At 66.7% G+C, this 25837-nt stretch carries 22 protein-coding genes; 11 read left to right on the forward strand and 11 right to left on the reverse strand.

What is annotated here, in order from left to right:
- Together SX243_14210 and SX243_14215 are read right to left on the reverse strand one after the other, a co-directional pair.
- Positions 1-411 (reverse strand): glycosyl hydrolase (locus SX243_14210; GenBank protein ID MDY7094119.1); only part of this gene is annotated, 411 nt, incomplete at its 3' end.
- Positions 412-882: 471 nt separating this feature from the next.
- On the reverse strand, positions 883-3009 hold the full coding sequence (locus SX243_14215) for a TonB-dependent receptor (protein ID MDY7094120.1): 2127 nt from the start codon (positions 3007-3009) through the stop codon (positions 883-885).
- 323 nt (positions 3010-3332) lie between these two features.
- Here SX243_14215 and SX243_14220 point away from each other — a divergent pair, with 323 nt between their 5' ends.
- From SX243_14220 to SX243_14260, 9 genes are all read left to right on the forward strand, one after another.
- The gene (locus SX243_14220) at positions 3333-4229 is read left to right on the forward strand and encodes a Stf0 family sulfotransferase (GenBank protein ID MDY7094121.1); all 897 of its coding nucleotides are present in this window, start codon (positions 3333-3335) and stop codon (positions 4227-4229) included.
- The gene (locus tag SX243_14225; GenBank protein ID MDY7094122.1) at positions 4226-5002 is read left to right on the forward strand and encodes a class I SAM-dependent methyltransferase; all 777 of its coding nucleotides are present in this window, start codon (positions 4226-4228) and stop codon (positions 5000-5002) included. Before SX243_14220 ends, SX243_14225 begins: the two co-directional genes overlap by 4 nt.
- Before the next feature lie 148 nt (positions 5003-5150).
- Positions 5151-6632, forward strand: a complete 1482-nt coding sequence (locus tag SX243_14230; protein ID MDY7094123.1) for a hypothetical protein — start codon at positions 5151-5153, stop codon at positions 6630-6632.
- Between the two features lie 103 nt (positions 6633-6735).
- Entirely contained in the window at positions 6736-10179 is a 3444-nt protein-coding gene (locus SX243_14235) for a hypothetical protein (protein MDY7094124.1), read from the forward strand.
- Positions 10172-11176, forward strand: a complete 1005-nt coding sequence (locus tag SX243_14240; protein ID MDY7094125.1) for a threonine/serine dehydratase — start codon at positions 10172-10174, stop codon at positions 11174-11176. The genes SX243_14235 and SX243_14240 overlap by 8 nt, the downstream gene beginning before the upstream one ends.
- A gap of 119 nt (positions 11177-11295) precedes the next feature.
- Positions 11296-12237: an ornithine cyclodeaminase family protein gene (locus SX243_14245; protein MDY7094126.1), complete on the forward strand. Its 942-nt coding sequence runs from the start codon at positions 11296-11298 to the stop codon at positions 12235-12237.
- A 352-nt stretch (positions 12238-12589) separates the two neighbouring features.
- Positions 12590-13162: a hypothetical protein gene (locus SX243_14250; GenBank protein MDY7094127.1), complete on the forward strand. Its 573-nt coding sequence runs from the start codon at positions 12590-12592 to the stop codon at positions 13160-13162.
- Positions 13159-14040, forward strand: coding sequence for a tetratricopeptide repeat protein (locus tag SX243_14255; GenBank protein MDY7094128.1), 882 nt, complete (start codon positions 13159-13161; stop codon positions 14038-14040). The genes SX243_14250 and SX243_14255 overlap by 4 nt, the downstream gene beginning before the upstream one ends.
- Entirely contained in the window at positions 14037-15386 is a 1350-nt protein-coding gene (locus tag SX243_14260; GenBank protein ID MDY7094129.1) for an ATP-binding protein, read from the forward strand. The genes SX243_14255 and SX243_14260 overlap by 4 nt, the downstream gene beginning before the upstream one ends.
- Before the next feature lie 78 nt (positions 15387-15464).
- Here SX243_14260 and SX243_14265 read toward each other — a convergent pair whose 3' ends face one another.
- The 7 genes from SX243_14265 to SX243_14295 all read right to left on the reverse strand — a co-directional run bounded on the left by SX243_14265 (position 15465) and on the right by SX243_14295 (position 21906).
- The gene (locus tag SX243_14265; protein ID MDY7094130.1) at positions 15465-16043 is read right to left on the reverse strand and encodes a hypothetical protein; all 579 of its coding nucleotides are present in this window, start codon (positions 16041-16043) and stop codon (positions 15465-15467) included.
- Between the two features lie 265 nt (positions 16044-16308).
- On the reverse strand, positions 16309-17169 hold the full coding sequence (locus tag SX243_14270) for an NAD(P)H-binding protein (protein MDY7094131.1): 861 nt from the start codon (positions 17167-17169) through the stop codon (positions 16309-16311).
- Positions 17170-17331: 162 nt separating this feature from the next.
- Entirely contained in the window at positions 17332-18348 is a 1017-nt protein-coding gene (locus SX243_14275) for an AraC family transcriptional regulator ligand-binding domain-containing protein (protein ID MDY7094132.1), read from the reverse strand.
- A gap of 243 nt (positions 18349-18591) precedes the next feature.
- On the reverse strand, positions 18592-19458 hold the full coding sequence (locus SX243_14280; GenBank protein ID MDY7094133.1) for a hypothetical protein: 867 nt from the start codon (positions 19456-19458) through the stop codon (positions 18592-18594).
- Between the two features lie 434 nt (positions 19459-19892).
- Positions 19893-20342: an IS200/IS605 family transposase gene (gene tnpA / locus SX243_14285; GenBank protein ID MDY7094134.1), complete on the reverse strand. Its 450-nt coding sequence runs from the start codon at positions 20340-20342 to the stop codon at positions 19893-19895.
- Between the two features lie 186 nt (positions 20343-20528).
- Complete coding sequence (locus SX243_14290; protein MDY7094135.1) at positions 20529-20927, reverse strand: hypothetical protein; 399 nt, start codon at positions 20925-20927, stop codon at positions 20529-20531.
- 61 nt (positions 20928-20988) lie between these two features.
- Complete coding sequence (locus SX243_14295) at positions 20989-21906, reverse strand: hypothetical protein (protein ID MDY7094136.1); 918 nt, start codon at positions 21904-21906, stop codon at positions 20989-20991.
- Between the two features lie 306 nt (positions 21907-22212).
- Here SX243_14295 and SX243_14300 point away from each other — a divergent pair, with 306 nt between their 5' ends.
- Positions 22213-22845 (forward strand): pyridoxal 5'-phosphate synthase, encoded by a 633-nt coding sequence (locus SX243_14300; protein ID MDY7094137.1) that lies wholly within the window; start codon positions 22213-22215, stop codon positions 22843-22845.
- Between the two features lie 275 nt (positions 22846-23120).
- Here SX243_14300 and SX243_14305 read toward each other — a convergent pair whose 3' ends face one another.
- Entirely contained in the window at positions 23121-23510 is a 390-nt protein-coding gene (locus SX243_14305; GenBank protein ID MDY7094138.1) for a VOC family protein, read from the reverse strand.
- 99 nt (positions 23511-23609) lie between these two features.
- Positions 23610-24815 carry a crosslink repair DNA glycosylase YcaQ family protein gene (locus tag SX243_14310; GenBank protein MDY7094139.1) on the reverse strand — a complete coding sequence of 402 codons (1206 nt, stop codon included), beginning with the start codon at positions 24813-24815 and terminating at the stop codon, positions 23610-23612.
- Positions 24816-25273: 458 nt separating this feature from the next.
- On the opposite strand from SX243_14310, the gene SX243_14315 reads away from it, so the two are divergent.
- Positions 25274-25837: cation:proton antiporter (locus tag SX243_14315; GenBank protein ID MDY7094140.1), on the forward strand; the 564-nt coding region annotated here is incomplete at its 3' end.

Genomic DNA, 25837 nt, shown 5'->3' on the forward strand with positions numbered 1-25837 from the left:
CTTGCCGGCGTCGGTGGACTTCCACACCCCGTCGCCGTGGGAGACGTTGCCCCGCACCGTCTTCTCGCCGCCGCCGACGTAGATCACGTTGGGATCCCACTCGGACACCGCCACGGCGCCGATGGAGCCGCCGAAGTAGCCGTCGGAGATGGGTTCCCAATGCGCCCCGCCGTCGGTGGTCTTCCACACGCCGCCGCCAGTGGCGCCGAAGTAGTAGGTGTCCCGATCCCCCGGAATCCCCGCCACCGCCGCCGAGCGCCCGCCCCGATACGGCCCCACCTCGCGCCACTCCAGCGACCCGAACCAACTCTCGTCCACCGCCGGCTGGGCGCTCTCGGCGTTCTTGGAGCTCTTCTTGGCCTTGGCGAAGGCCTCGCCGGGGCTCAGCGCCAGCACCAAGAGCAGCGCCAGCAGTGCCAGGCCGGTCCAGGAGCGGAGATGGGGAAGGGGACGGCGAGAACGGGGACGGAGGCGATGACGCACGGCAGTACCTCGGGGCTGAGCCGCCGGCGGGTTTTTGAGTCGAGACACCAGCCGGAGGCGGGTTGGTGGAAAGCGAAGGCAGTCTAGCAGTCGGAGAGGCTTCTTCGAATTCTCCGCGAGGATGAAGCCAGCGAAGATGAAAACAGTGCGGGCGGGGTGGACCGTGGAACGAGGTCGGACGAAATGCAGCCTAGGTCTACTGTGTAGGGGCAGGTCTTGTGCCTGCCCTCGGTGCTCGTGGGCCTTTACCGCGGGCGACCACGAGGGTCGCCCCTACCGGGTTGATTCTGGTGGTTCTTGTCGCGGGCGACCACGAGGGGAGCCATTGCCGGCTTGGTCCGGGTTGTTGACGGTCTATCTATTCTGTAGGGGCAGGTCTTGTGCCTGCCCCCGGTGCGCTCACCGCGCCCGCCACCCCAACGCCAACCCAACGGACCGCCCCGGTGCCGGGACGTCCTTGCGGTCGGCGGTGGCGAAGTAGGCCTCGTCGAGGAGGTTGTCGCCGCGGAGGGTGAGGGTGAGGTCGTCGGTGAGACGGTAGCCGAGGGAGGCGGAGACGACGTCGGCGGCGCCCCGGGCGCGCTCGCCGCTGCCCGGATCGTCCTTTTCGAAGCGATGCTGCCACAGCCCTTCCAAGCGCCAGCGACCGCGGTCCCAGAGGGCTCCGGCCTCGATGCGGTCGGGAGGGATGTCTTCCAGCGCCTCGCCGGTGCCGGAGCGGCCGCGCATGGTGTGGGCGCTGGCCTGGAGGCGCAGGTGGCGGGAGACGGTGTGGATGACTTCCACCTCGAGGCCCTCGATGGTGCCGGAGAGGAGGTTGACGAAGCCCAGCTCGTCGGGACGGATCTCCACCCGCTCGATGTAGTCGTCGATCTCGGTGCGGAAGCCGTAGACGGCGAAGAAGGTGTTGTGACCGTAGTGGCGCAGGCCGGCGTCGAAGCTCAGGGAGCGCTCCGGCTTCAGGTCGGGGTTGGCGGTGATGGTGCCGCGGCCGGTGGTGCCGGAGAAGAAGCGTTCCGAGAGGCTCGGGAAGCGTAGGCCGGTGCCGACGTTGGCCACCGCTTCGAAGCCCGGGGCCAGAGGGATCACGGCGCCGAGGAAGCCGCTCCAGGCGGTGTCCTCCAGGGCCTCGGCGCCGCGGTTGTCCTGGCGGATCCAGGTGTAGCGGGCGCCGGCTTCGAGCTGCGCCGGACCCCAGCTCCAGGCGGCGGAGCCGTGGGCCGCAGCTTCGTCCACGGAGCCGTCGTCGAGGGTGCGGCTGACGGTCTCTAGTACTGGAACCGGCGTGGGCAGACCGGGGGTCGGTGCTGCGAAGGAGAATTCGCGCTCGGTGGCGCTGACTCCGCGGCGGCCGAAATACTCGACGCCGTAGCGCCCTTCCAGGGAGCCCCTGTGCCAAGGCCGCTGCCAGCGTCCGCCGAGGTCGAAGCTCTCGTTCTCCACCAGATTGTCCGCCGACAGCTGGCCTTGATCGAGCGTCACGGTGCGGGATTGCAGATCCTGGGGGTGGACGTAGGCTTCCAGGCTCCAGCGGTCCTGCACTTCCTGGCGATAGCGCACCACCAGGTGACGCTCCCGGGGATAGGTGGTGGCGCGCTCCGGGAAGTCGGTGTTGGCCTTGCCGATGTCCTCGCCGAAGGTGGGCACCACCAGCAGGGAGTGGATGCGCTCGCCGTTGCCCCAATCCTTGCGCAGCACCGCGGAGGTCTGGGAGAAGGCGGAGAAGCGGCGCTCGCCGTCGGCGGTTTCGTCGTCGTCGGCCTCCCGGTGGGCCAGCCCCAAGGACCAGCCGGTCTCTCGGTTGCCCCAGCCGACGGCGGCGTAGCGCTCGTCGCCCTGGGAGTCGTAGCCGGTGGTCACCTGGGTGCCCTGGAAGCGTCGGGGGAAGAGTTGCACCAGCCCGCCGAGGGCTCCGGAGCCGTAGAAGCTGGAGGACGGTCCGCGCAGGATGTCGATGGAATCCAGCAGCTGGGCGTCGACGAAGGAGGCGGAGACGCCGGCGCGGCGTTCGCTGGTCAGGCGGGCGCCGTCGAGGCGGGTCTGCACCCGCTGGCGGGAGATGCCGCGGATGGAGAAGACCTGGAACAGGCCCCCCTGGCCGTTCTGGGACACGCCGGGGGTGCGGGAAACCAGCTCCGCCACCGTCGGTGGGGCAACCTCCGCCGGGCCGACCTGGAGGGCGGTGGCGGCGGAGGAAGCGGGAGCCTGACTACCGGCGGGCCGGCCACCGCTGACGGTGATCTCGTCCTCGACGACCTGCGAGGCCGGGTCTTGAGAGGACGGCCCTTGGGAGGACGAGCCGTCAGCACTGCCACTGGCTTCGCCGGGGCTGCTCTCCCCCGGGGCGCTCTCCCCCGATGGCGTCTCCTTGTGGGCGCTGCTCACCGAGCTGGGAGCCATGGGCTCGGCGGCAAGCTCGGTGCCGATGAGGCTGAGGCTCAGCAACAGCGAGACCAGCCAGCGGTGAGCTGGGCTTTGAATCGGGTGCTGAAGGGAGTGATGAGGGTTGGGCTTGAGGAGCTTCATCTTCGAAGAAACTGCGGTTGGAGTACGCGCCTCGGAAGGAAGCGCGACTATACCATCTGGTTCGAAGCGGGCTGGGAGTGGTCCAGCTGGGAGTGGTCCAGCTGGCGAGGGCCGGGAGGAGCCAGGGGAGAAGGCGTTACAATTCCCAAGGCAGCCCGAAGATGCTGCAGCGCTGGATTCCGGTGAGGCTGGCGAGGGGGAGACCGTGGGGGGCTCGCCGGCTGGAGCGAGTCCACGAGCCGGACCTGTCCGGATCTGTGTTTTTTGTCGAATGATTTGTCCCCGACTCCGCTGAGAGCCCGGGGATGTTTGGAGAGACCACCTTGGCTTCGAGCTCGAACCCGCCCCCGGCGCCTCCCCGGCGCCGCCGGTCGGTGGCGGACTGGATCTGGTTTTATGGCAAGCGGGTGCGCCGGTTGGGGGAGGAGCTGGGCCTGGGGCTTCGCTACTCCCTGCAGCCTGGCCGGCGCCGGAGACCGCCGGCGGCGGTGCGCTTCGTCATCTACGGCGTCGGCCGGGTGGGGAGCGAGCTGCTGGTGGAGCTTCTGGACAACCATCCGCGGCTGCGCTGCGATGCCGAGATCCTCGACCTGCCGCTGATTCGGCCGTTGCGCTACGCCAACCTTCGATCAGCCCTGGCGGAGTCGCCGGTTTACGGCTTCAAGCTGCTGACCCACCACATGCTCCGTTGCTCCCGTCGGCGACGAGGGGCGAGCGGGGAGAGCTTCCTGCACCGGCTGCACCGGGACGGCTGGCGGATTCTGCACCTGCGTCGCCGGGATCGCCTGCGCCAGGCGGTGTCGGTAATGGCCTCCCAGCAGCGCAAGCACTGGCATCATCGCCAGGGCGACGGCCGGCGGCCGCAGGCGGTGCAGATCGACGTTCCCGCATTGCTCCAGCGTCTCGACTTCAGCGCCCGCCGCCAGCAGGAGGAGCTTGCGGCGTTGGGAGATCTGCCGCGCCTCGAGCTCTTCTACGAGGATCACCTCAAGACCTTCGAGCTTCAGCAGGCCACGGCTCGCCGGGTCTTCCAGTGGCTCGATCTGGAACCGGTGCCGGTGAGCACCTCCTTGGTCCCCTCCAGCCCCCGGCGGCTAGAGGATTTCATCGCCAACTACGACGAGGTGGAGCGGGCGCTGCGGGGCGCCGGCCTGGACGATCTGCTGCCGCCGGCAGCGGCCGGGAACTCCCCTCCTTCCCAGCCGTACTCTTCCCCATGAGCGAGACCAAGCCCCAGCCCCCCGTCAAGGTTTCGGCTCAGGCTGCAGTCCAGCGCCGTTCCAACCATACCGGCCTTCTGGGGCGCCTGTGGCGGCGCCTGCGAGGTCATCCCCTGGTCCAGCGTTGGACTCATCCCTATTGGCGCCGCCGGCCGGTGCCGGAATTGCCCTCGCGGCTGGTCGACACCATCGGCGATCCCCACCGGGGAGAGGTGACCTCGGATCTGCGGGCCTTTCGCCACGTCGACGAGGCGCGGGCGGTGGGCTGGCTGCAAGAGAATGGCGTTGAGCGGATCCTCGACGTCGGCTGCGGCTGTGGCCGCACCCTCCGGCGTCTGGAGGAGCACGGTTTCACCCTGGCGGGGATCACCATCAACCCCGAGGAGGTGGAGCGGGCGGACCATCCGGAGGTCCATCTGATGGATATCCAGGCGGATTTCGAAAGCGCCCCGCTGCGGGGGCAGCGATTCGACGCCGCCATCGCCTTCGACTCCCTGGAGCATCTGGAGAACCCCCTGGCGGGGCTGCGCAACATCAATCGCCTGCTGGCCCCCGAGGGAGTGCTCATCGCCTACATTCCGCCGGTGCGCTGGGTCGAATGCGAGTACCACACCATCGTCTACACGCCACGCCAGATGCGCTGGCTGCTCAACCTCACCGGCTTCGACCTCGAGGACAAGACAGGCTTCTACAACTTCGGATCCCAGGGAGTCACGTATTTCGCGCGCAAGAAGTACGACTCCCGTCTCGTCTATCCCGGCGTCATGCACTGATAGCCTAATGCGCACTTGAGTCGGCTCGTCGCCGACCGCGGGCCTGCGCCGAGAGCACGGGGATATTCCTCGGATCTCGGGGAGGGGCCCGGATATTTTTCCTGCGCCGATCTGCGGCGCAGATCTGATCTTGGATGAGGAGCCGGCCATGGACGTTTCGAACGCCGTACCTTCCGTGCCGGCGGTTGCGCTGGAGCGCCACCGTCGTCTTTCCGCCGCCGCCGAGGCCCTTCTGGGCTTCGCCGCCGACCACCCCGAATGCTTTCGCGCCGATGCCTTCGAAGGGCTGCGGGAAGACCCCGATCCCATCTATCCCTATCCTCTGCAGCCCTGGCCGACCTTGGTGGCAGCGCCGCGGCTGGCCGCCCTGGCGCAGGCCAATCTCGGGCTCTGCTCGTTGATCAAGAGCCTGCCGCAGCGCATTTTCGGCGGGGACGTGGGCCGCATGGCGGATTTCTACGGTCTGTCCCCGGCGCAGCAGGAGATCATCGCGGCGGCGTTCGAGGGCGGAGCCGGCGTCGAGAATTTCTTCGCCCGCGGCGACTACCTGCTCACCGACCAGGGGCTGCGCTGTCTGGAGGTCAACCTGGGGGCCAACCTCGGCGGCTGGGAGATGGCCTTGCTCGCCCAGCGCTACCAGCGGGTGCCCATCTTCCAGCGCTTCGTCGCCGAACACGGTCTCCAGCCCGACTGTGCCAGCACCTTCGTCCTGGCTTTGCAGCAAGTCTTGGGGGTCTTCCGGCGCCACTACCGCCGCGACACCGAAGTGCTGCGCATCGCCGTGCTGGCGCCGCCGGACTACGATGCCGCCGCCGTGGAGCCGGGGATGCAGTACATGGGGGCCGTGTTGCAGCGGATTCTCGACCAGGAGGGAGCCGGCCTGCGCGGCGCTCTGGTGGTGGGCCTCTACCGGGACCTGGAGGTGGTGGGGGAGGATCTCCTGCTCCACGGCGAGCCGGTGCACGTGGTGTTGGAGCAGAATCCGGTGCGCTTCGATGAGCGCATCGTGCCCATCCTGCGCCGCGGCGAAATCCGTTTCCTCAACGGTCCCCTGTATTGGATTCTGGACGACAAGCGGAATCTCGCCTTGCTCTCCGATCCCCGCTATCGCCATCACTTCGACTCCGGTGAGCAGGCCTTGCTGGACGCCACGGTGCCCTGGACCCGTCGTCTGCGGGACGAGACGAGCGAGCTCCCGGGGGAGAGCGGGGGAGAGCGGGCGCCGCTACGGGAGCTGGCCCTGAGCCACCGCCAGCGGCTGGTACTCAAACAGGGGCAGGGGCTGGCGGGGCTGGCGATGCACCTTGGGGCTTCGACGTCGGAGGAGCGCTGGGCCGAGCTGGTGGATCAGGCCTTGGACCAGGGCGATTGGGTGGTCCAGGAGCTGGTGACCTCCGAGCCTTTCGTCTATCAACACGGCGAGGAGGGCTGGGCCTGGCACGAGGCGGTGTGGGGTCTCTTCGCCCTCGGGGAGGTTCACGGCGGCGGTTTCCTGAGGGTCCAACCCGGCGGTTCCGGCAAGCCGGTGAACACTCGCACCGGGGCTCGGGAGAGTGTGCTGCTGGAAGTCCCCGAAGCGATGCCAACGTCGAGAGCGGGAGGTGAGCTCTCGGCGGATGCCGCCTGGTAAGATCCGGTCTGCCTCGCAGGGTTCCGAATCACTGACTTCCTAACCGCTGGCTTCCTCGTCGCTGACCGGCAAAACACTTCCGCGGAGGTGTCCCCTGAACATTGTGCGCCCGGCCCTCGTCGCCTGCTCTTTCGTCTGCCTCCTGCTCTCTGCCGTTCCCGGGGCCGCCGCCGTCGATCCCCAGCTGCTGGCGGGGCTCGAGGCGCGCTCCATCGGTCCGGCGGTGATGAGCGGGCGCATCGCTGCGGTGGACGCGGTGGAGAGCGATCCCTCGACCTTCTTCGTCGGCGCTGCCACCGGCGGGGTGTGGAAGACCGTCGACGACGGTCTGACCTTCGAGCCCCTCTTCGACGATCAGCCGGTGGCCGCCATCGGCGCGGTGGCGGTCTTCCAGCCGTCGCCGGAGGTCGTGTGGGTGGGCACCGGTGAGGGCAATCCGCGCAATAGCGCTTCCGTGGGCAACGGCGTCTATCGCTCCATGGACGGCGGCGAGACCTGGACCTACCTGGGATTGGAGAAGAGCGAGCGCATCCATCGCATTGTGCTCCATCCCACCGATCCGGACGTCGCCTACGTGGCGGCCATGGGGCCGACCTGGGGCGAGGGGGGCCAGCGCGGCGTGTACAAGACCGTCGACGGCGGCGAGACCTGGACTCAGGTGCTGGCGGACAACGCCACCACCGGCGCCGCCGACCTGGTGATGGACCCCACCAATCCGCGCAAGCTCTTCGCCGCCCTCTGGGACCACCGCCGGTGGCCCTGGAGCTTCCGCTCCGGCGGCCCCGGCTCCGGCCTGTGGGTGACCGTGGACGGTGGCGAGAATTGGACCCGGCGCACCCCCGAGGATGGCCTGCCGGAGGGCACCCTGGGGCGCATCGGTCTGGCGGTGGCGGCGTCGGATCCATCGGTGGTCTACGCCTTCGTCGAATCCGACGGCGACGAGCACCTGCTGCTGCGCTCCGACGACGGTGGCCGCAGCTTCACGAAGCGCGCCGGCTCGGCGGACCAGCCGGTGGGCAACCGGCCGTTCTACTACGCCGACCTGCGGGTGGATCCGCAGAATCCCGACCGCGTTTACAGCCTGTGGTCGCTGGTCAGCGTCTCCGACGACGGTGGCAAGACCTGGCGGGTGCTGGTGCCCTTCCGGGAGGTGCATCCGGATCACCACGCCATGTGGATCAATCCCGCCGACTCCCGGCACATCATCAACGGCAACGACGGCGGCGTTTACGTCTCCCGCGACCGCGGTGAGCATTGGCGCTTCGTGCGCACTCTGCCGGTGTCCCAGTTCTACCAGGTGCGGGTGGACGACGACACGCCCTACCACGTGTACGGCGGCTTGCAGGACAACGGCTCCTGGCGAGCGCCGTCGGAGGTATGGGAGAACGGCGGCATCCGCGAGCAGCACTGGCAGGAGGTCTTTTTCGGTGACGGCTTCGACACCTTGCCGGATCCCCGGGACTCCATGCAGGGCTGGGCGATGAGCCAGGAAGGATTCCTGGCGCGGTGGAATTTGCGCACCGGCGAGCGCAAGCTGGTGCGGCCGGGCACTCCCTACTGCCCGGAGGGCGGCGGAGAGGAGGCCTGCCGCGACCTGCGCTTCAACTGGAACGCCGGTCTGGCCATCGATCCCTTCGACGACTCGACCCTCTACTTCGGCAGCCAATATGTGCACAAAAGCACCGACCGCGGCGAGACCTGGACGGTGATCAGCGACGACCTCACCACCGACCGTGCCCAATGGCAGCGCCAGGGCGAGGCCGGCGGCGTCACCCTCGACGTCACCGGGGCGGAGAATTTCACCACCATCCTCGCCATCTCCCCCAGCCCGCTGGAGGAGGGCCTGCTGTGGGTGGGCACTGACGACGGCCGCCTGCACCGGACCCGCGACGGTGGTGAGACCTGGACCAGCCTGGAAGAGAATCTCACCGGCGTTCCCGACAACACCTGGATCGCCCACATCGAGCCCTCCCGCCACGACCCGGCGGAGGCCTTCGTGGTGCTCGACGATCACCGGCGCTCCAACTGGAAGCCCTATGTCTACCGCACCGGCGACTACGGTGCCACCTGGACCAACCTGGCGAAGGATCCGGTGCGCGGCTACGCCCTGACCCTGGTCCAGGACCCGGTCGAGCGCAATCTGCTCTTTCTGGGCACTGAATTCGGCCTCTGGGTCTCCCTCGACGGCGGCGGCTCCTGGCTGCCCTGGAAGCACGGCGTGCCGACGGTGTCGGTGATGGATCTGGCCATCCAGCCGCGCCACGACGACCTGGTCATCGCCACCCACGGCCGCGGCGTCTTCATCCTCGACCAGCTGGGGCCGCTGCGGGAGCTCTCGGCGGAGGTGCTGGGGGAGCCTTTCCACCTCTTCGCCATCCCCGACGCCCAGGAATACGAGGTAGGCCAGACCGGCGGTGCCCGCTTCCCGGGCTTCGCCGAATTCCGCGGCGAGAACCCACTCTACGGCGCCCTGCTGACGGTGGCGCTGAACGATCCGGAGCTGCCTTATCCCGACGAGCTGGAGGAGCGCCGGCGCAAGCAGGAGAAGCGGGAGAAGCAACGGCAGGAGCAGGCGGCGGCGCAGTGGCAGACGGAGCGCCCCGGCGCCGAGGAGTCGGTGCCGAAGGTTCCCGCGGGAGGGCCGTCGGAAGAGCCCGCGGAGGAGCAGGGCGAAGACGAGCCCGAGAAGCCCGAGAATCCCGAGAAGCCCAAGCTGGAGATCGAGGTGCGGGATGCCGATGGCGAGATCCTCCGCAGCTTCGAGCACGAGGATCTCCACCAGGGTGTCAATCGCCTGACCTGGAATCTGCGGGCGGACGCCTACCAATGGCCCGACAGGGGCGAGGCCAACGCCTTCGATCCCCGGCAAGGGCCGGCGGTACCGCCGGGAAGCTACACGGTGACGGTGCGCTACGGCGAGCACTCGGCGGAGGCGCCGGTGACGGTGCTGGGGGATCCGCGGATGGAGATCTCCGCCGAGGACCGTCAGGCCCGCTGGCAGGCCCACCATCGCCTGGGCAAGGTCCAGGATACGGCGGTGGACGCCATCGCTCGTCTCCAGCAGCTGCAGAAGGACATCGACGCCGTGCTCGAGCGTTCCAAGCAGGACGAGGACGAGGCCGAAGCAGCGGACGCGGACGCCGCCGGGACCACCGACGATTCAGAAGCCGCCGAGGACGTAGACCAGCGGCTGGCCAAGGCCGGCGCCGAGCTCAAGCAGAAGGCCGACGAGTTGGAGCGCAAGCTCTGGTCGCCGCCCGGCAACAAGGGCATCGGTCCCGACGTCACCGCCTGGTCCCACATCGGTACCGCCCGTTACTTCCTCTCCTCCTCCCGGGACGCCCCGACGCCGGCCCAGCTGGCCTATCTGGAGCGCGGCGAGGACACCCTGCGCGCCCTCTTGCCGGAGGTCGACGCCCTCTTCGCCGGACCGGTGGCGGATTTCCGGGCGCTGGTGGAGGAGGCCGCCGTCGAGCTGCTGCCGTCGCCGGAGCCGCTGGCGGGGGCCTTGGACGAGGCCGAGGATGAGGAGGCTACCGGTGGCTGAGGCGTCCAGCGTGACGGAGGAGGCATCCCCACCCCTCGAAGGTCTCGAGCTCCAGCGGCAGGTGCAGGCGGCCTACGCCCGCATCGGCGAGCACGTGCGGCGCACGCCCCTCCAGGCCTCGCCGTCCCTGAGCCAGGTCAGCGAAGGGGAGGTTTTCCTGAAGCTGGAGAATTTCCAGGTTACCGGCTCGTTCAAGGTACGGGGATCGATGAATAAGATCCTCTCCCTGACCCCGGAGCAGCGCGCCGCCGGGGTGGTGACGGCGTCTTCCGGCAACCACGGCGCCGGCGTCGCCTATTCGGTGCAGCGTCACGGTGGCCGGGCGGTGATCTTCGTGCCGGAGGGGGCTTCGCGCTCCAAGATGGAGGCCATCCGCGGCCTCGGGGCGGAGGTGCGGGTGCACGGTCACGACAGCGTCATCACCGAGACCTATGCCCGGGAGTGGGCCCAGGAGGCCGGCGGCGTCTACGTTTCCCCCTACAACGACCCCCTGGTGGTGGCGGGCCAGGGCACCGTGGGGCTGGAGCTGGCCCAGCAGCTGCCGGATCTGGACTCGGTGATCATTGCCCTGGGGGGCGGTGGCCTGACCTCCGGCATCGCCGGCTACCTCAAGGCGCTGCGGCCGGAGATCGACGTCGTCGCCGCCTCGCCGGCCAACGCGCCGGTGATGCACGAGTCGGTGCACGCCGGCCGCATCTTGCCGGTGGAATCGTTGCCCACCCTCTCCGACGGCACCGCCGGCGGCGTGGAGGAGGGCTCCATCACCTTTCCCCTCTGCCAAGATCACGTGGATCACTTCGTTCTCGCCACGGAGGAAGAAATCCGCGGTGCCATGCGTTGGATCATCGGCAAGCACCATATGTTGGTGGAGGGGGCTGCGGGGGTGGCGGTGGCGGCGTTGCTCAAGGAGCCCCAGCGCTATGCCGGGCGCAAGGTGGTGGTGCTGCTTTGCGGCGCCAATGTGGGGATGGAGACGCTGGCAGAGGTGGTGAGCTGAGAGGAGCCGGCGGTCGGCAGGTGCTCCCGGGGGCGCTCCCCGCGGGCTTGGTTGGTGGAGACGTATGCCTTGGCCGAACCGAGGGCGGTGATTCCAGGGGCTAACAGGAGGAAAGCTGGATGCGCGTGGTGACGCTGGAAGAAATCGAGAAAGTGCTGCCGCAGCTGGACCTGATCCCGCTGATGGAGGAGGGCTTCACCGCCTACACCCGCGGTGAGGCGGTGGTGCCGCCGGTGGGGGAGATGATCTTCGACGATCCCCCGGGAGACGTGCACATCAAGTACGGGTATTTGCGCGGCGGCGAGCATTATGTGGTCAAAATCGCTTCCGGCTTTTATCGCAACCCCCAGCAGGGGCTGCCGTCGAGCAACGGTCTGATGCTCCTCTTCCACCAGGCCACCGGTCAGCCGGCGGCGCTGCTGTTGGACGAGGGCCGCCTCACCGACGTGCGCACCGCCGCCGCCGGAGCGGTGGCGGCGAAGCATTTGGCGCCGCGCATCGAGCGTATCGGCATCCTGGGCACCGGCATCCAGGCGCGGCTGCAGCTCGAGCACCTGAAGCCCGTCACCTCTTGCCGCAACGTGCTGGTGTGGGGCCGTCGACAAGAAGCCGCCGAGGCTTACGCCGAGGAGATGGGAGCCCAGGGCTGGCGGGTGACGGTGGCGGAGGCCGCCGACGAGGTGGCGGAATCCTGCGACCTGCTGGTCACCACCACCCCCGCCACCGAGCCCCTCTTCGAAGCGGATCGCCTGCGGGTCGGCGCCCACGTCACCGCCGTCGGTTCCGACACGGCGGAGAAGCAGGAGCTGGATCCGGAGCTTCTGGCCCGGGCAGCGGTGGTGGTGGGGGACAGTCTCGCCCAATGCCGCAGCCGCGGCGAGATCTACCGTGCCGTCCAGGCGGGAATGCTGGGGGCGGACGCGGCGGTGGAGCTGGGGGCGGTGATCGCCGACCGCTCCCTGGGCCGCCAGAACGCCGGCCAGATCACCATCGCCGACCTCACCGGGGTGGCGGTACAGGACATCCAGATCGCGGCGGCGGTGTTCTCGGCGCTGGAGTGAGCCCGGCACCGTTAGTGGGGTAGCTGCGCCCGTCCCGTCGGTCCTGCGCTCGGTGCTCAAACGTTCCGCTCCCTCCGGTCGCTCCTCGCCCTTCGGGTTGAGTTCGCTCCGTGCTCGGTTCGACGGGACGGGCTCCGCGGCACCGTTGGGTGCCAGACCTGCGCTCGGTGCTCAAACGTTCCGCTCCCTCCGGTCACTCCTCGCCTTTCGGGTTGAGTTCGCCCCGTGCTCGGCTCGACGGGACGGCCTCCGCGGCACCGTTGGCTCTCGGCAACGCCTCCCATGAGATAAAATCTCCCCCACCCGACCATCTTGACCGGCTCCCCCGGGGGCCCCGACGTGGAGGAGCTCTATGTCTCCCAACGAGGAATCCTCGAACCCGGCCCCCGTCCATCCCTCGGTAGAGGCTTCGGGCTCGCAGGGCGGTACCGTAGGCGTCGATCACCTGCTGCGCCCCAGCCTCGCCGCCCGGGCGACCGCCGAGCCCCTCTACTCCGTCCGAGCCAGCTTTCTCACCGCCTTCTTCGGCGGCGTCTTCGCCACCTCGGTCTTCTGCGGCTTGAGCGCCCGGCGGGCGGGGCGGCTGCAAAAGGATCTGTGGATCCTCGTGCTGGCTTCGGTGGCCTGGGCGGTGATTCTGGTGTGGGCGGGCCACGGCATCGTCACCAACAGCCTGCCCGCCTGGCTGAGCGTCGGCGACAGCTCCCAGCGCGGCGTGCGCTACGCCGGCCGCGTCCTGGGGTTGGCCCTCTTCGGCATCATCTACCTGCGCCACCGCTTCATCTATCGGGCCCTGGCTCTGGTCGGGGACGAGCCTCCCAATCCCTGGCGGGCGGCCCTCACCGCCATCGGCGGGAGCATTCTTCTGAGCTTGCTCTTCGTCGGTCTCGGCGTGATGCTGGGGGGCGGGGTGCCGACTTCGTGAGCTCCGTCGAATCCGTCTTCGTCGAGGTCCAGCTGGATCGGCTCCTCGAGCAGCGGCGCTACGCCCAGGCTCGGGAGGTCCTGCAGGAGCTCTTCGCCCAGGATCCCCGCGACCCCGTCGCCCATCGGTGGGCCGCCCGGCTGGCCCTCGCCGAGGGCAGCTCGAGCAAAGCGCGGCACCACCTGCGGCAAGTGCTGAGCCAGGATCCGGCGGATTTCGATGGACGTCATCTGCTCTTCCAGGTGGAGCTCCAAGAGCGCCGCTGGGCGGAGGCGGAGGAAGTGCTCCTGGGGTTGCTGCGGGAAGAGCCGGCGGACCCCGACCTGCTCACCAACTACTCCTGGTTGATGCTCTGCACCGTGCACACGCAGAAGGCGCGGGAGCTCCAGCGGGAGGCGATACGGCGGCAGCCGGACCACCAAGGGGCGCGCATCGTCGGTGCCTTGCTGAGCCTGGTGGAAGGTGCCGGCGGTCAGGCCCGCCGAGAGGCAGCGCAGCTGCTGCGGGAGGATCCCCAGGGGGCGGATCGCCTCGCCACCCTCTTCGCCGTGTTGATCAACGAACGGTGCCATCGCGAGGCCCTGGAGATCGGTCGCGAGCTGTTGCGCCTCGATCCCGGGGACGAGGAGCTGGTGGAAGCCTTGGTGGAGCTGCGGGCCTTGACCCATTGGGTGGCCTGGCCCGCCTACCCCTTCGTGCGCTGGGGCTGGGCCGCCTCGGCGGTGATCTGGGTCGCCGCCATGGTTTCCGTGCGCCTGCTGGCCACGGTGGACACCCGAGCGGCGGCGATCCTCGCCTTCGCCTTCATCGCCTACGTCATCTACTCCTGGACCTTCATGCCCATTCTGCGCCGTTGGCTGCGCTGGAGAGGACTATGAGCGACTCATTCTCCGGAGACGGCTTCTCCAGCGACGGCTCCTCCCCGCGATCCCGTGCCGAGCTGGAGGCCCAACTCCTTCGGGATCCCTTCGACACCCCGACGCGGCGGCGCTACGCCGAAGTTCTGGAGACCGAGGGGGCGTGGTCCGAAAGCGTCGGTCAATGGCGCATCCTGGCGCAGCAGCAGCCCACCGCCGAGGCCTACCTGCGCATGGCCCGAGCTCGCCTGCGGCTGGGGGAGCACCAGCCCGCGGCGGAGGATCTGGCCAGGGCTCGAGCCTGCGACGACTTCGATGAGGAGCACCCCCTGGCGGTGGCGGTGATCCACGAGCTGGAGCCGCCCTCGGCATCGCCGTCCGGTTCGTCAGCCTCGTCCGAAGAGGGTAGGTCCTCGTCGGGGGAGGCCCCCCGCCGGCACCTGCGGGCGGTGGCCAGCGGCCCTGACCGCACCGACGATGGGGCGGTGATCTCCATCGGCGCCACTCCCAAGGTGCGCTTCTCCGACGTGGTGGGCATGGAGGGGCTGAAAAAGCTCCTGCGCTTGCGCATCATCGAGCCCTTCCACCGCCCGGGCCTCTTCCAGCGGTTCAAGAAGAAGAGCGGCGGGGGAGTGCTGCTCTACGGCCCGCCGGGCTGCGGCAAGACCCTCATGGCCCGAGCCATCGCCACCGAATGCGGCGCCCGTTTCACCGCCGTGGGCATCAGCGACATCCTCAGCATGTGGATCGGGGAGAGCGAGCGCAACCTCGCCGGCCTCTTCCAGGGCGCCCGGGAGGCGGCGCCGGCGGTGCTCTTCTTCGACGAGCTCGACGCCTTGGCCTACGCCCGCGGCAAGGCGAGCTCCGACTACACCCGCAAGCTGGTGAACGAATTCCTCTCCCAGCTGGACGGCTTCGGCGGCGACAACGAGAAAGTCCTGGTCCTCGGTGCCACCAACATGCCCTGGGACGTCGACGAGGCCATGAAGCGCCCCGGCCGCTTCGATCGCCAGATCTTCATCCCGCCCCCCGACGCCGCCGCCCGCGCCGAGATGTTCCGCGCCAAGCTCCGCGATGTGCCCTGCGAGCCCCTGGACTTCGACCTTCTAGGGCAAAAATCCGACAACTTCTCCGGCGCCGACGTCGACGGTGCCATCGACCTGGCCAAGGACCTGGCGCTGGGGGACATCCTCGACTCCGGCCAGGAACGGCGCCTCACCCAGGGCGACCTTCTCACCGCCCTGGAAGAGCTGGAGCCGTCCACCCTGGAGTGGCTGAAGACCGCCCGCAACCTGGTCAAATTCGGCGGCGCGGGGGCGGCCTACAAGGATGTGGAGAAGTACCTCCGGGCGAGGCGGCTGTATTGACGGAAGCGTCTCTGGCCCGGAGCGCCGAGATTCGAGCGTTGGAACATCGGCTGCTGCGGTCTAGGCTGGTTTCTCGATTTACGGATAGGCCTGCACATTCCTAATCGCTGCTCCGAGACTGATGACCTTGTACTTCCAATAGGTGATAGTCGTCGCCTGCGTTGCTCCCACCTGGCCGAAGTACTCCTGCCAGGCCGTGTTGCTGGTCAGCAGCTCGGAGAACATGGTGGAAAGCTCGGCCAGGCTCCACTCCGTCTTATAACCCTTCGTGCCGTCGCCAGCGGGGGCAGCCGGCGGGGTGCCGTTGACGTATTGGCCCACGGAGTATTGGTTCTCGTAGGCCATGAAAAGCGTGTACACCTGCCCTTGCGGAGACTGTTGCCGGTACCAGGGAATCACGACGAAGTGATGGACCGTGGGGCCCATCATGAAATGCCACACTGCGGTCTCGGAGTTGGCACCGCTGAATCCGATGGCGGTGTTGATCTCCTTTTGCATGTTGGCTCCGGGCTGGATCACCGTGCCTGGCCCGGAATCGCTTTGCACCGATCCGTACACGGCCTTGCTCATCTGAGCCGGCACCGCGGGACAGTTGTTGAGGCCCATGAGGGCTGGAGTATTGACGATTTCGTGGATCAGCTCGTCGCCTGAGGGCATGGTGGATCTCCTGTTCCATTGGGTGATGTACCAGGAGTTAGAGCAAGGCTGGTGCCACTGCGAGGGGCGGTGCTGGAGTGGGTAGGAGGGGCGCCGGAAAGCCTCGCAGAACGGGGGATGTCAGCGACGGACCTCGAGCTCCAAGGTCCGCAGGACTCACCGGATGCGCGGTCTACCGACATGTCGGGCCGCCGCCACCGCCTCGCATCGGGAGTGTCGAGGGGGTGTCGGCGGGCCCGACGATGGGGAGGGCGGAAGGGGGGCACTACGCAGCGACGGGCTCCCAGGCGCCGGTCGCCGCGACCTCCCGGGCGTACTCGGCGAAGCTCTTCGGCGCTCGGCCGAGGGCCCGTTGGATGCCGTCGGTGAGGTGGGCGTTGCGACCGTCGAGGACCGTGGCGAAGAGATAGTCGAGCATCCACACCACCTCCTTCGGCGCTCCGGAGGCCCGCACGCCCTCCACGAAGGCGTCATGAGGCACCTGAACGTATTCGATCGTCCGCCCCGTCGCCCGGGAGAGCTCGGCGGCGGCCTCGGCGAAGGTGAGGAGGTGGGGACCGGTGACCTCGTACACCTTTCCTGCGTGACCGGGCTCGGTGAGCGCCGCTACGGCGACTTCCGCGATGTCGTCGACGTCGACGAAGGGCTCCGGCGTTTCGCCGGCGGGGAGGGTGATCTGGCAGCCTTGCACCATCTCGATGAAGGCCCCTTCGGAGAAGTTCTGGAAGAACCAGCTGGCCCGAACGATGGTCGCGTCGATGCCGCTCTCCTGCACGATCTGCTCGCATCTCTGGGCTTCCGCTTCGCCGCGGCCTGACAGCAATACCAGGCGCTGGACACCGTGCTGCCGGGCGTGCTCCACGAAGGTCTGAATGGCGTCAGCGGCCCCGGGCATGGCCAGGTCCGGGGCGTAGGTGATGTAGGCGGCCTCGATGCCTTCCAGACAGGCATCCCAGCTCGCCTCCCGATTCCAATCGAAGGGCGGAGTCGCCGAACGGGACCCGATGCGAACGTCGATGCCCAGCTCTTCGAGACGGGCGGCGACGCGCCGGCCGGTCTTGCCAGTGCCGCCGAGCACGAGAACGGGTCCGCTGGAGCTTTGGGGGGTGCGATGGAGTGTTTTCATAACCTTCCTACCTTGCTGGTTGTTGGTGGTTCAACGAAGACAAGGGAAGGCTACCGAGGGGCCCCCGAGCTGTCTTGGCGGGCGGCGCCATCTTTTTGACTCGGTGCGCCAAGGCCGCGATCAAGCGTCCTGGCAGCCCGTGGCACGAGTCGAGGGGTGCTGCTAGACGCTGAGCTGGAACGAGCGCGGCGTTTGGCCCATCCAGCGTTTGAACGCTCGGGTGAAGGCGCTTTGATCCGAGAAACCCGTCATGAAAGCCACTTCGATGAGCGGATAGTCGGTGCGGCTGATCAAACGCTTGGCCAGCTGACAACGGGCTTCGTCCACCAGGCTTTGGTAGGAGTAGCCCTGCTCGGAAAGGTGGCGCTGGAGGGTCCGGGCGCTCATGCCCAGGTCGGCGGCGATGGCGGAGAGGGCCGGCACGCCTTCGCTGAGGGTCTTCTTCACCCGATCGCGCACCAGGCGCTCCAGAGGGATGCGATCCTCCAGCTTGGCGATCTCCGCTTCCAGGTGGGTGTCGAAGAAGCGAGCGATACTCGCATCGCCCAATTTGTTGGGCGCCGCGAGGCTTTGTTCGGAGACCAGCAGCGCGTCCCGGTCGGCCTTGAAATGGACCGGGCAGCCGAAGAAGGCTTCATGGTGCTCCGTAGTCGTCGGCGGAGGGTGCTGGAAATAGACCGCCAGCGCCCGAAAGCTCTGCGAGGAGACTTCCTGGCTGATGGTTCGGATGCTGGCGAGGGTGGCCTCGTTGGAAATCCGCAAGCCCAGGGTTCGCTCACCGGCCCGGTGCAGGTGCATGTAGGCACCCTCGGAGGTGGATTCCAGCCCGTAGGTCGACACCGTCGAAAGCACTCGGGCGTGGCGGTCGGCGCGGCGGTAGGAGCCCCGCAGCGTCGTGGCCGACTTGAAGGCGAAGCCGAAAGCACCATAGTCGTCACAGCGCATCGCGGCCCCGGCTCGCAGAGGCACGGTGGTGCCGTCGGGATCGGCGGCCACGGCCCGTTCGAGAAAGGCGTAATAGTCGGCAGCGGCGATCATCTCCGCCGGATCGGGAGCGGCGGTGGGCTGGAGGCCCTGCTGTTCTCGGAGATTTAGGGGCGCGAGCAGGGCCGCGCGGTCGACGGACGGGTCGAGGATGCCGGCGACCCGGTGGGCGAAGAGAGCGGTGACTTTACCCACGGTGTCTCTAGGATCTCTCGTATTGGGTGGTCGTCATGCCTCTTCAGTTCCGCCTCTCTCCGTGGCCTTGTCGGCTCCCGCCGAGCACTGCTCCCACCGCCGCCCCCGCCACAGACCCGGACTCTGGGCAGAAGAAGCGAGGAGACCGTGGATCTGTCTGGGAGCTATCCGTCCACGAAGCCTATCAAGGCCTTTTGAGGCGAAGAGAGCGATCTCAGGCGGAGCGCTTGTCCAACTGGCCGATCACTCGGGCCTGAGCTCCTCGATAATTCTGGCATCCACCCAGTAGATGTCCACATTCTCGTTGTCGTCATCCATGCCTCTGTTGAAGAGGATGTACTTGCCGTCCGGGGTCACCGTCGCGTAGGCATCCCATTGGTCGGAATTGACCTTGTCGCCCATATTGATGGCAGGACCCCACGAGCCGTCCTCCTGCCGGAAGCTGATGTAGAGATCCGAGTCCCCGTAGCCGTCCTCCCGGTCGCTATCCCAAATCAGGTAGCTCTCGTCCGGGGCGATGAAGGGATGGGCGGTCATTTTACCGGAGTTGATCGCCGGACCCATCCGCGTCGGTGCTTGGCGCTCGCCGTTCTGGAGCGTCGAGATGCGAATCACGTCATCGCTTTTGTAGTCATCGAAGACGTACGTGCCTTGCGCCGAGGCCGAGAGGCGCATGATGCCCCAGTCGTCGCGATCCACCATGGGGCCGAGGCTCTTGCGTTCCGACCAGCCGTTGCCCACGCGGTCTTTGTAGCCGCCCGCCATATACATGCGTTCACCATCCGGCGAGAAGACGATTTCGCCGCGCCGCGTGAACTCGATGTACTTCTTCCACACATCGCCCTGCTGGCGGAAGCCAATCACCGTGGGGCGCTCGAACCTGCCGCCGATGGTGGTGTAGTAGAACTCTTTCATACCGGGCGCAAACACACCTTCGAGCTCCCAGCCCTCGGTAGAGATGATGCCGGGGGCAAAGGGCTCCGCCGTCATGCCCGGGGGAGTCTGGCCCATGTAGGGGCCTTTGAGGGTTGGGAATTCCTCTTGGCTGTAGCTCTGGCTGGTCGCAGCCAGGGCCAGGAGTAGCAGGGTGAGGATGTAGAAGTTTTTCATAGAAGGGTCCTTTCGCAAGGCGGCTTGGAGATCGGAGTCGCGGTGCGAGGATCGTTATGCCTCCCCGTCGCCAGGCACTTCCACCCTGCGCGTGACGGAGCGGCGTCCTGCCTCGGGTTCGTAGAGTACGACTTCGCGCCTCAAAGGTTTTCGCTCGCGATCCCGCCACGTGCCGATGAGCACCGTATCGCCTTCAACGCGACTGGGGGGCAGGGTTCTCGGCGGGAACTCTCCTAACCCTTCCCGTCCCAAGCTCCGGAGAGGCAGCGGGATCTAGCCCGGGGCGCCAGGGTTCTCGGGCGGCCACTCCCCTGATTCTTTCACTCCGAAGCCCCGGAGGGGCGAAGGCATCTAGCCCGGGGCGCAAGCCCCGGGTACTCGGTCCGAGGATTCCCCAGCCCCGGAGGGGCGACAGCACCTCTCTTCAACCGGTCTCAGTCCCAGATACGATCCTTGTCGTAGTCGATCTCGTTCAATTCGAGAAGCTCCACGAACTCCTCTTGAAACGTTCGCTTCCGATGATGATGAGCTTGGTTCCGAATATAACGGCTGACATCAGCCACCATGGACTCACCGACGGTGAATGCGCCGTATCCGGCTTGCCAACGGAACCGATCCGACACTACGTTCTCGTTGAGCCATTTGGATGAATTCGCCTTGATCAGACGCGCCGCCTCTGCAACGGCCAGGGTCGGTTTGAGGCGGGCGAGCAGGTGGATGTGGTCCTCCATGCCGCCGATCTCGAGAAGGGTTCCTCCCTCGTTGCGAACGATCCCGCCAATGTACTCGTAGAGTCGTTCCCGAATCTTCTCCGTGATGATCGGAGCCCGATGTTTCGTGCTGAAGACGACGTGGTAGAGCAGGTTGCTGTAGGTGTCCGGCATGGGTGGGCGTTCTTCGAAATGAGCGTTGCTGTCGCCCCTCCGGGGCTTGGGTTTCTTCTGCTTCCCAACCCGGGGCTCGCGCCCCGGGCTAGATGCCTTCGCCCCTCCGGGGCTGGTTGGAGGTGCCTGGTCTTGTCCTGTTGCGGGTCACTTCTGCGAGTTTTTCGAGTCGTAGCACTCGCCGGATTAGGCGTCGCGTCCGGGATGCGCATATCGGTCGAGGCGTTCAGCCCAGGTTCGATGAGCGCTCTTGAGTTCTTCGCGCCAAAACGCGGACTCGTCGCCGTCCTCAGAAAGCTTCCCTAGCTGCTTCGCTAGCGCAAAGAAGCCGGGGCCGGGGTGGCCTTGGACGTTAACTGCGACAGCGCTCAGCATGGGCCGGCCAGCGAGCACCTCGTCCTCGGAGATCTCGCCGAGGAGGTGACCGGTCTCAGCTCCCATGTATGCGCCAACCAAAGGAAGGCCCAAGACCATAGCGAGCTCCTGGTATGTGACCGTGCCTCGACAACGCGCAGCGGTGATGAGCTTGCTGAACGCCAGGTGATACTCGATTGTGCCTCGATACTTGTCGTTGACTTCCGGCATTGCTTATTCTCCGTGCTTTGAGCTGTAGTGTATGGATCCGGAGACGCCTAACAGCCACGCCTCAGCGACGTGCTTGAGCGTTCTCTGGAGGCGATTGTTCTCTGTTGGGTTTTTCGAACGATCTCATGCGCGGTAAGAATCCCTCTTTCCCATCAGACCACTTGATCTCGGGTCCGCGGAAATACCCGCAGCAGAAGCACTCATATGTCGCACTCCCGCTCTCGAAAATGTGGTACTTGGCGACTGCGGTCCGTCTACAGGCTGGGCAGTCCTCAACCGACTGGTCATCAGACAGGAATTCGGCCCAGGCACGGATACTGAGTGCGTAGCCGCAGAAAAGGCACGTGACGCTATCATCAGCGATGATATCTGCTTCTTGGAGGCATATCTGGCATTCCGCGAGGTGCCGAGTCTGTGGTCGTTCCGCTGTTTTAAGTCTTGGGCTTAGGCTGGCCATGCGACAAGCGACGAAGTCATGGAAATCCGAAAGGTCCCGAATTAAGTCGGCTATGCTACGTGCTCCCCATGGCTCTTCTTCGTCTCGAAATTCTGATTCATGAAGTTCGAAGAAGAGATCTAAGCCAAAAGCGACCAGTGCTCTTGTCTCCTCCGCGCTTGCCCCAGCGGTGAAGTGAACAAGTCTATTTCGCGCAGCTTTCACCTTCGCAAGCGACGCTTTGCGAGTAGCGGATAAGGAGAAACCTGAAACTCTCTTCAGCCGACGAAACGCCTCATCGAGGTTAATACTCTTGAATTCTCCGCGGTCAAAACGTAGGTTGTCAACATCACCCAATGCGATCTCATGGGGGTCCTCAAAGGCGATACGTGCCTTTGCTAGTAGTTCCAAAGCGGTGATCGTGTGAAGTAATGCGAACTTCCACTCGTCTGGGTCGCGCTCGCGTGCGTGCCGCACTGCCGATTCAAGGAACTGCCTAGCGCTATCAAACAGCGCGAACGGATACTTAAACTTCGACATCATGTCTCACTCTTTACAGTCCGTCGAGCTACAGGGGCCGTAAAGTTTGCATGTGATAGAGAACCTTAGATTGAGAATCTCCCGACACAACCGGCTTACTGGTCTCGTACGGCCTCGCGTTCAAGGCTCGACCCCATTCCAAGATTCTCTTTTTCTTCATCATAGGCCGTCTGCGAAGCCAGCGTCAATTTGCGAGCCCGTCCAACAAGGAAGCCAAGAGGGTAGTTGTTGCGTGGTTTTCGCTGATCCCGCAGGCTGGACTACAGAGGCGCTGTCGGATAGGCAGCCGGGAGCGGTAAGCTTTCATCCATGCCCACCCCCTTCACCAACCCACCCCCCACCCCCTGGCCAGCCCTGAACCAGTGGCTCCAAGAAGCCGCAGAGGCCGGGATCCGCTACCCCCACGCCGCGACCCTCAGCACCGTCGATTCCTCCTGCGAAGAATCTCCCCGCCCCGACGCCCGCATAGTCCTCATCCACGAACACGGCCCCGAGGGCCTGCTCTTCAGCACCGACGACCAATCTCCGAAAGCCCAGCAGCTCCAGCACAACCCCGAGGCCGCGGTGGTTTTCTACTGGGGAGCCACGGAGCGACAGGTGCGGGTGCGGGGGAGGGTTGTGTTGGGGAGCGAGGAGGAGTCGGATCGGTGTTTTGAGGAGCGGCCGCGGGAGAGTCGGGTGACGGCTTGGGCGAGTCGGCAGGGGGCGGGGTTGGCGTCGCGGGAGGAGTTGGAGAAGGCTTGGGAGGCAGCGGCGGGGCGGTTTGCGGGGGTGGAGATGGTGCCGCGACCGGCGCATTGGCGAGCCTATCGGTTGGTGGCGCGGGAAGTGGAGTTTTGGCAGGCGGCGGCGCGGCGGTTGCATCATCGAGGGTTGTACCGGCGGGTTGCTGGATCCGCGGTGGGGGAGGATCTTTGGGAGTGGGAGTTGTTGTGGCCTTGAGAGCAGAGACGGAGGAGATTAGGTGGAGCAGAGACTCGGTCTCGTCGGGGCATCTCATAGCCAAGGGAGAGTCGCCCCGCTGGAGCGGGGCCTCGGCCTCGCCGCATAGCTCAGCGCAGTAGGTTCCCACGCTTGAGCATGGGAACCAGAGAACTGGGATGCATGGTGGGCTGGCGCCCACCCTACCCATGCTCTGACCGGTAGCTCACGTAGGGTGGGCGCCAGCCCACCAGGTTGACGGAGGCGCTTCTTGAGCCTGCGCGGGTCGCGGGGGCTCAGGACTCTTCGCTCTCCGGCACCGGTTGGGAAATGTGCCACAGCTCGCCCGCCGGGCCCCAGAGATAAACCACCTTCATGCCCCAGGGCTCGTCCTTCGGTGGGGCCACGCGGACGGTTTCGTAGCGGTCCGGGAGCTGGGCTTCGCGGATGTGGTCGTACCAGGCCTGGGCGTCGTCCACCACCAGCTGGAACATGAAATTCTCCGCCCAATCCTTCTGGTAGTACTTCTGCAAGAGAAACCGATGCTCACCGGCCTGGAGCTCCGCCAGGCCTTCTACCTGCCAGTTCAGTTGGAAACCCAGCTCCTGATAGAAGGCTTTGGAGAGCTGGTGGTCCTTGGAGGGAACGAAGACCTTGAGGTCGCGGATCTTCCGGGGTGCGGGCATGGGGAGGCTCCCTGGGCGTGGGTGGATGCGGAGACGGGTGAACGTTGTTGAATACGGAAAGATCGGACCGGAGTTGCTCGGGGACCCCTGGAGCCTTGATCAGCTACGAGTCCAGCCCGTGACTTCCAGCTCCAAGCTCTCCGCCAAGCGCCGCAACGCCCCGTCGGCGGCTTCTACCTCCCGAGGCGAAGGCTCGTCCTGCTCGAAGTGGCTTGCCAGTACCTCCAGCCGACCCTGGCGGCGGTGGGCTTTGAGGTCGAAGCGGGCGATGAGGTCTTCGCCGGCGAGGACTGGCAGGCAGTAGTAGCCGTAGACTCGCTGCTCGGCGGGTTTGAAGATCTCGAGGGTTTGCTCGAAGCCGAAGAGCTGCTGCACCCGCTGGCGGTCCCAGAGCACGGGGTCGAAGGGGGAGAGGAGCACGCCCTGGTCTCTGCGCGGGCGCACCCGGTCGAGGCGGTGGGCGAGGTCGAGGTCGGCGGGGCGGATCCAGCCGGGGAGGGGGCGGTCGCTGCCTTCCACCGTGCAGGGGACGATCCGGCCCTCTTCTTCGAGCTCGGCGAGGAGACGCCGGATCTGCTGCTGGCGATTCTTCAGGCGCCAGGTTTGGGCGAGGGTGCCGGTGGTGGCCCAGCCGTGGCCGTCGAGGGCTTTGAGCAGGAGGGTGCGGATGCCTGCGTCCTCGTCCAGGGGCTCTTGCCGCACCTCCTCCGGAATCACCCGCTCCGCGAGATCGAAGTGGCGCTGGAAGTTGGTCCGGCGGCGGATGGCCACCTCGCCGCTGGACCATAAAGCGGTAGCGATCTTCTTGGCCAGCTTCAGATTCCACCAGCCCCCGCCGCTGCTCCCCTCCAGGTCGCTGCTCCGCAGCGCCCCTTCTTCCTCCAGCCGCTGGCGTAGGCGACCTGCCACCTCGGGATGCTCGCCCACCAGGTCGCCCCACCAGGGGTGAGCCTGGAACTCTCGGCGGCGGAATTCGAACGCGGGATAGAGGTCCAGGGGGATCCAGCTGGCCTCGTGGCCCCAATATTCGAACAGGGGCTCGCCGGGTTCCAGGAGCTCTTCCGCCAGCTGGGGATCGAAGCCCTCGATGCGGGAGAGGAGCACCAGGGCATGGCTGCGGGCGCCGGCCACCGAGACGGTGTCCAGCTGCAGATAGCCGAAGCGCTCGATCACCGCCTGCGCCGCCTGGCGGGCGCGCACGCCACGGCCGGTGGCGCGGCGGGGCAAGTCGGTCCAGCGGCGTTTGAGCAAGCCGGCGCGGGCCAGGGCGAGGCGGCGGGCTTGGCGGCGGGTGAGGGTTTCCACGGTGATTCCGATCTTGCCATGAATTCCGGCTGGTTCCCACGCTCCCCTCCGCTCTCGTTTCCACGAAGGCAGGAGACCCGCCCCGGGATCAATCCCGGGGCTATCCAGGACACCGCCGGATGAATCCGGCTCCCAGATCCTGCTCACGCACTCCCTCCCTTCCGAAGTCAGCGGAGCTGGCGGAACCTGAGTAGCCCGGGGATTGGATCCCTGGGCGGAGGTGCTGAGACCACAGTCCTTTTCTCTCGTTCCTGCGCTCCAGCGTGGGAACCCGTGGGCGACGCTCCAGCGTCGCGGGGTGGGGGTGTGAGCGTGGCTGGTGCGGTGCCGCTCGGGACGTTCAGCCCACCCCGCTGGAGCGTCGCCCACGGCAACCGCCCCACCGCATGTGGGAGAATAGCGCCTCTCGATTTCGTGAGATTTCGCCCAACTAGAACTGGACTGGCAGGAAGGACTTCATGACCCTCGAACATCTACTCCACGAAGGAGTGTTGATCCTCGGCGGTGCCGTCATCGTGGTGTTGGTGGCGGCGCGGTTGCGGATTCCGCCGCTGGTGGGATTGTTGATCACCGGCATGGTCATCGGACCGTCGGGGCTGGGCTGGGTGGCGCAGACCGAGGAGGTGGAGGCCTTTGCGGAGATCGGCGTCGCGCTGCTGCTCTTCGCCATCGGTCTCGAGCTTTCTCTGGGCAAGCTCAAGGAGTTGCGGCGGCCCTTCCTGGTGGGCGGCAGCATCCAGGCGGCCATCACCGCGGTGCTGGTGGGGGGCGGGGCAGCGATCATGGGGCAGAGTGCCGGGCCCGCCATTTTCTTCGGCTGTGCGGTGGCCCTGTCCAGTACCGCCATCGTGCTCAAGCTCTTGGACGAGCGGCGGGAGGGAGAGACGCCCCACGGGCAGATAGCAAGCGATCGCTACGCCCAACAACAAGCAGACTCCAAATCTCTCCTGCACCAAGCTACAAGCAGTTACGAACAATCTCTCAAATTCCTAACAGAAGAGGATTTCCCTCAAAAAAACTTA

This window comes from Acidobacteriota bacterium (assembly GCA_034211275.1).
Classification (GTDB): domain Bacteria; phylum Acidobacteriota; class Thermoanaerobaculia; order Multivoradales; family JAHZIX01; genus JAGQSE01.

Bases quoted from the DNA above. Each gene is read 5' to 3' on its own strand.
- SX243_14215 (MDY7094120.1), bottom strand. From the start codon at position 3,009: ATGAAGCTCCTCAAGCCCAACCCTCATCACTCCCTTCAGCACCCGATT.
- SX243_14225 (MDY7094122.1), top strand. From the start codon at position 4,226: ATGAGCGAGACCAAGCCCCAGCCCCCCGTCAAGGTTTCGGCTCAGGCT.
- SX243_14230 (MDY7094123.1), top strand. From the start codon at position 5,151: ATGGACGTTTCGAACGCCGTACCTTCCGTGCCGGCGGTTGCGCTGGAG.
- SX243_14245 (MDY7094126.1), top strand. From the start codon at position 11,296: ATGCGCGTGGTGACGCTGGAAGAAATCGAGAAAGTGCTGCCGCAGCTG.
- SX243_14250 (MDY7094127.1), top strand. From the start codon at position 12,590: ATGTCTCCCAACGAGGAATCCTCGAACCCGGCCCCCGTCCATCCCTCG.
- SX243_14260 (MDY7094129.1), top strand. From the start codon at position 14,037: ATGAGCGACTCATTCTCCGGAGACGGCTTCTCCAGCGACGGCTCCTCC.
- SX243_14265 (MDY7094130.1), bottom strand. From the start codon at position 16,043: ATGCCCTCAGGCGACGAGCTGATCCACGAAATCGTCAATACTCCAGCC.
- SX243_14270 (MDY7094131.1), bottom strand. From the start codon at position 17,169: ATGAAAACACTCCATCGCACCCCCCAAAGCTCCAGCGGACCCGTTCTC.
- SX243_14280 (MDY7094133.1), bottom strand. From the start codon at position 19,458: ATGAAAAACTTCTACATCCTCACCCTGCTACTCCTGGCCCTGGCTGCG.
- tnpA (MDY7094134.1), bottom strand. From the start codon at position 20,342: ATGCCGGACACCTACAGCAACCTGCTCTACCACGTCGTCTTCAGCACG.
- SX243_14290 (MDY7094135.1), bottom strand. From the start codon at position 20,927: ATGCCGGAAGTCAACGACAAGTATCGAGGCACAATCGAGTATCACCTG.
- SX243_14295 (MDY7094136.1), bottom strand. From the start codon at position 21,906: ATGATGTCGAAGTTTAAGTATCCGTTCGCGCTGTTTGATAGCGCTAGG.
- SX243_14300 (MDY7094137.1), top strand. From the start codon at position 22,213: ATGCCCACCCCCTTCACCAACCCACCCCCCACCCCCTGGCCAGCCCTG.
- SX243_14305 (MDY7094138.1), bottom strand. From the start codon at position 23,510: ATGCCCGCACCCCGGAAGATCCGCGACCTCAAGGTCTTCGTTCCCTCC.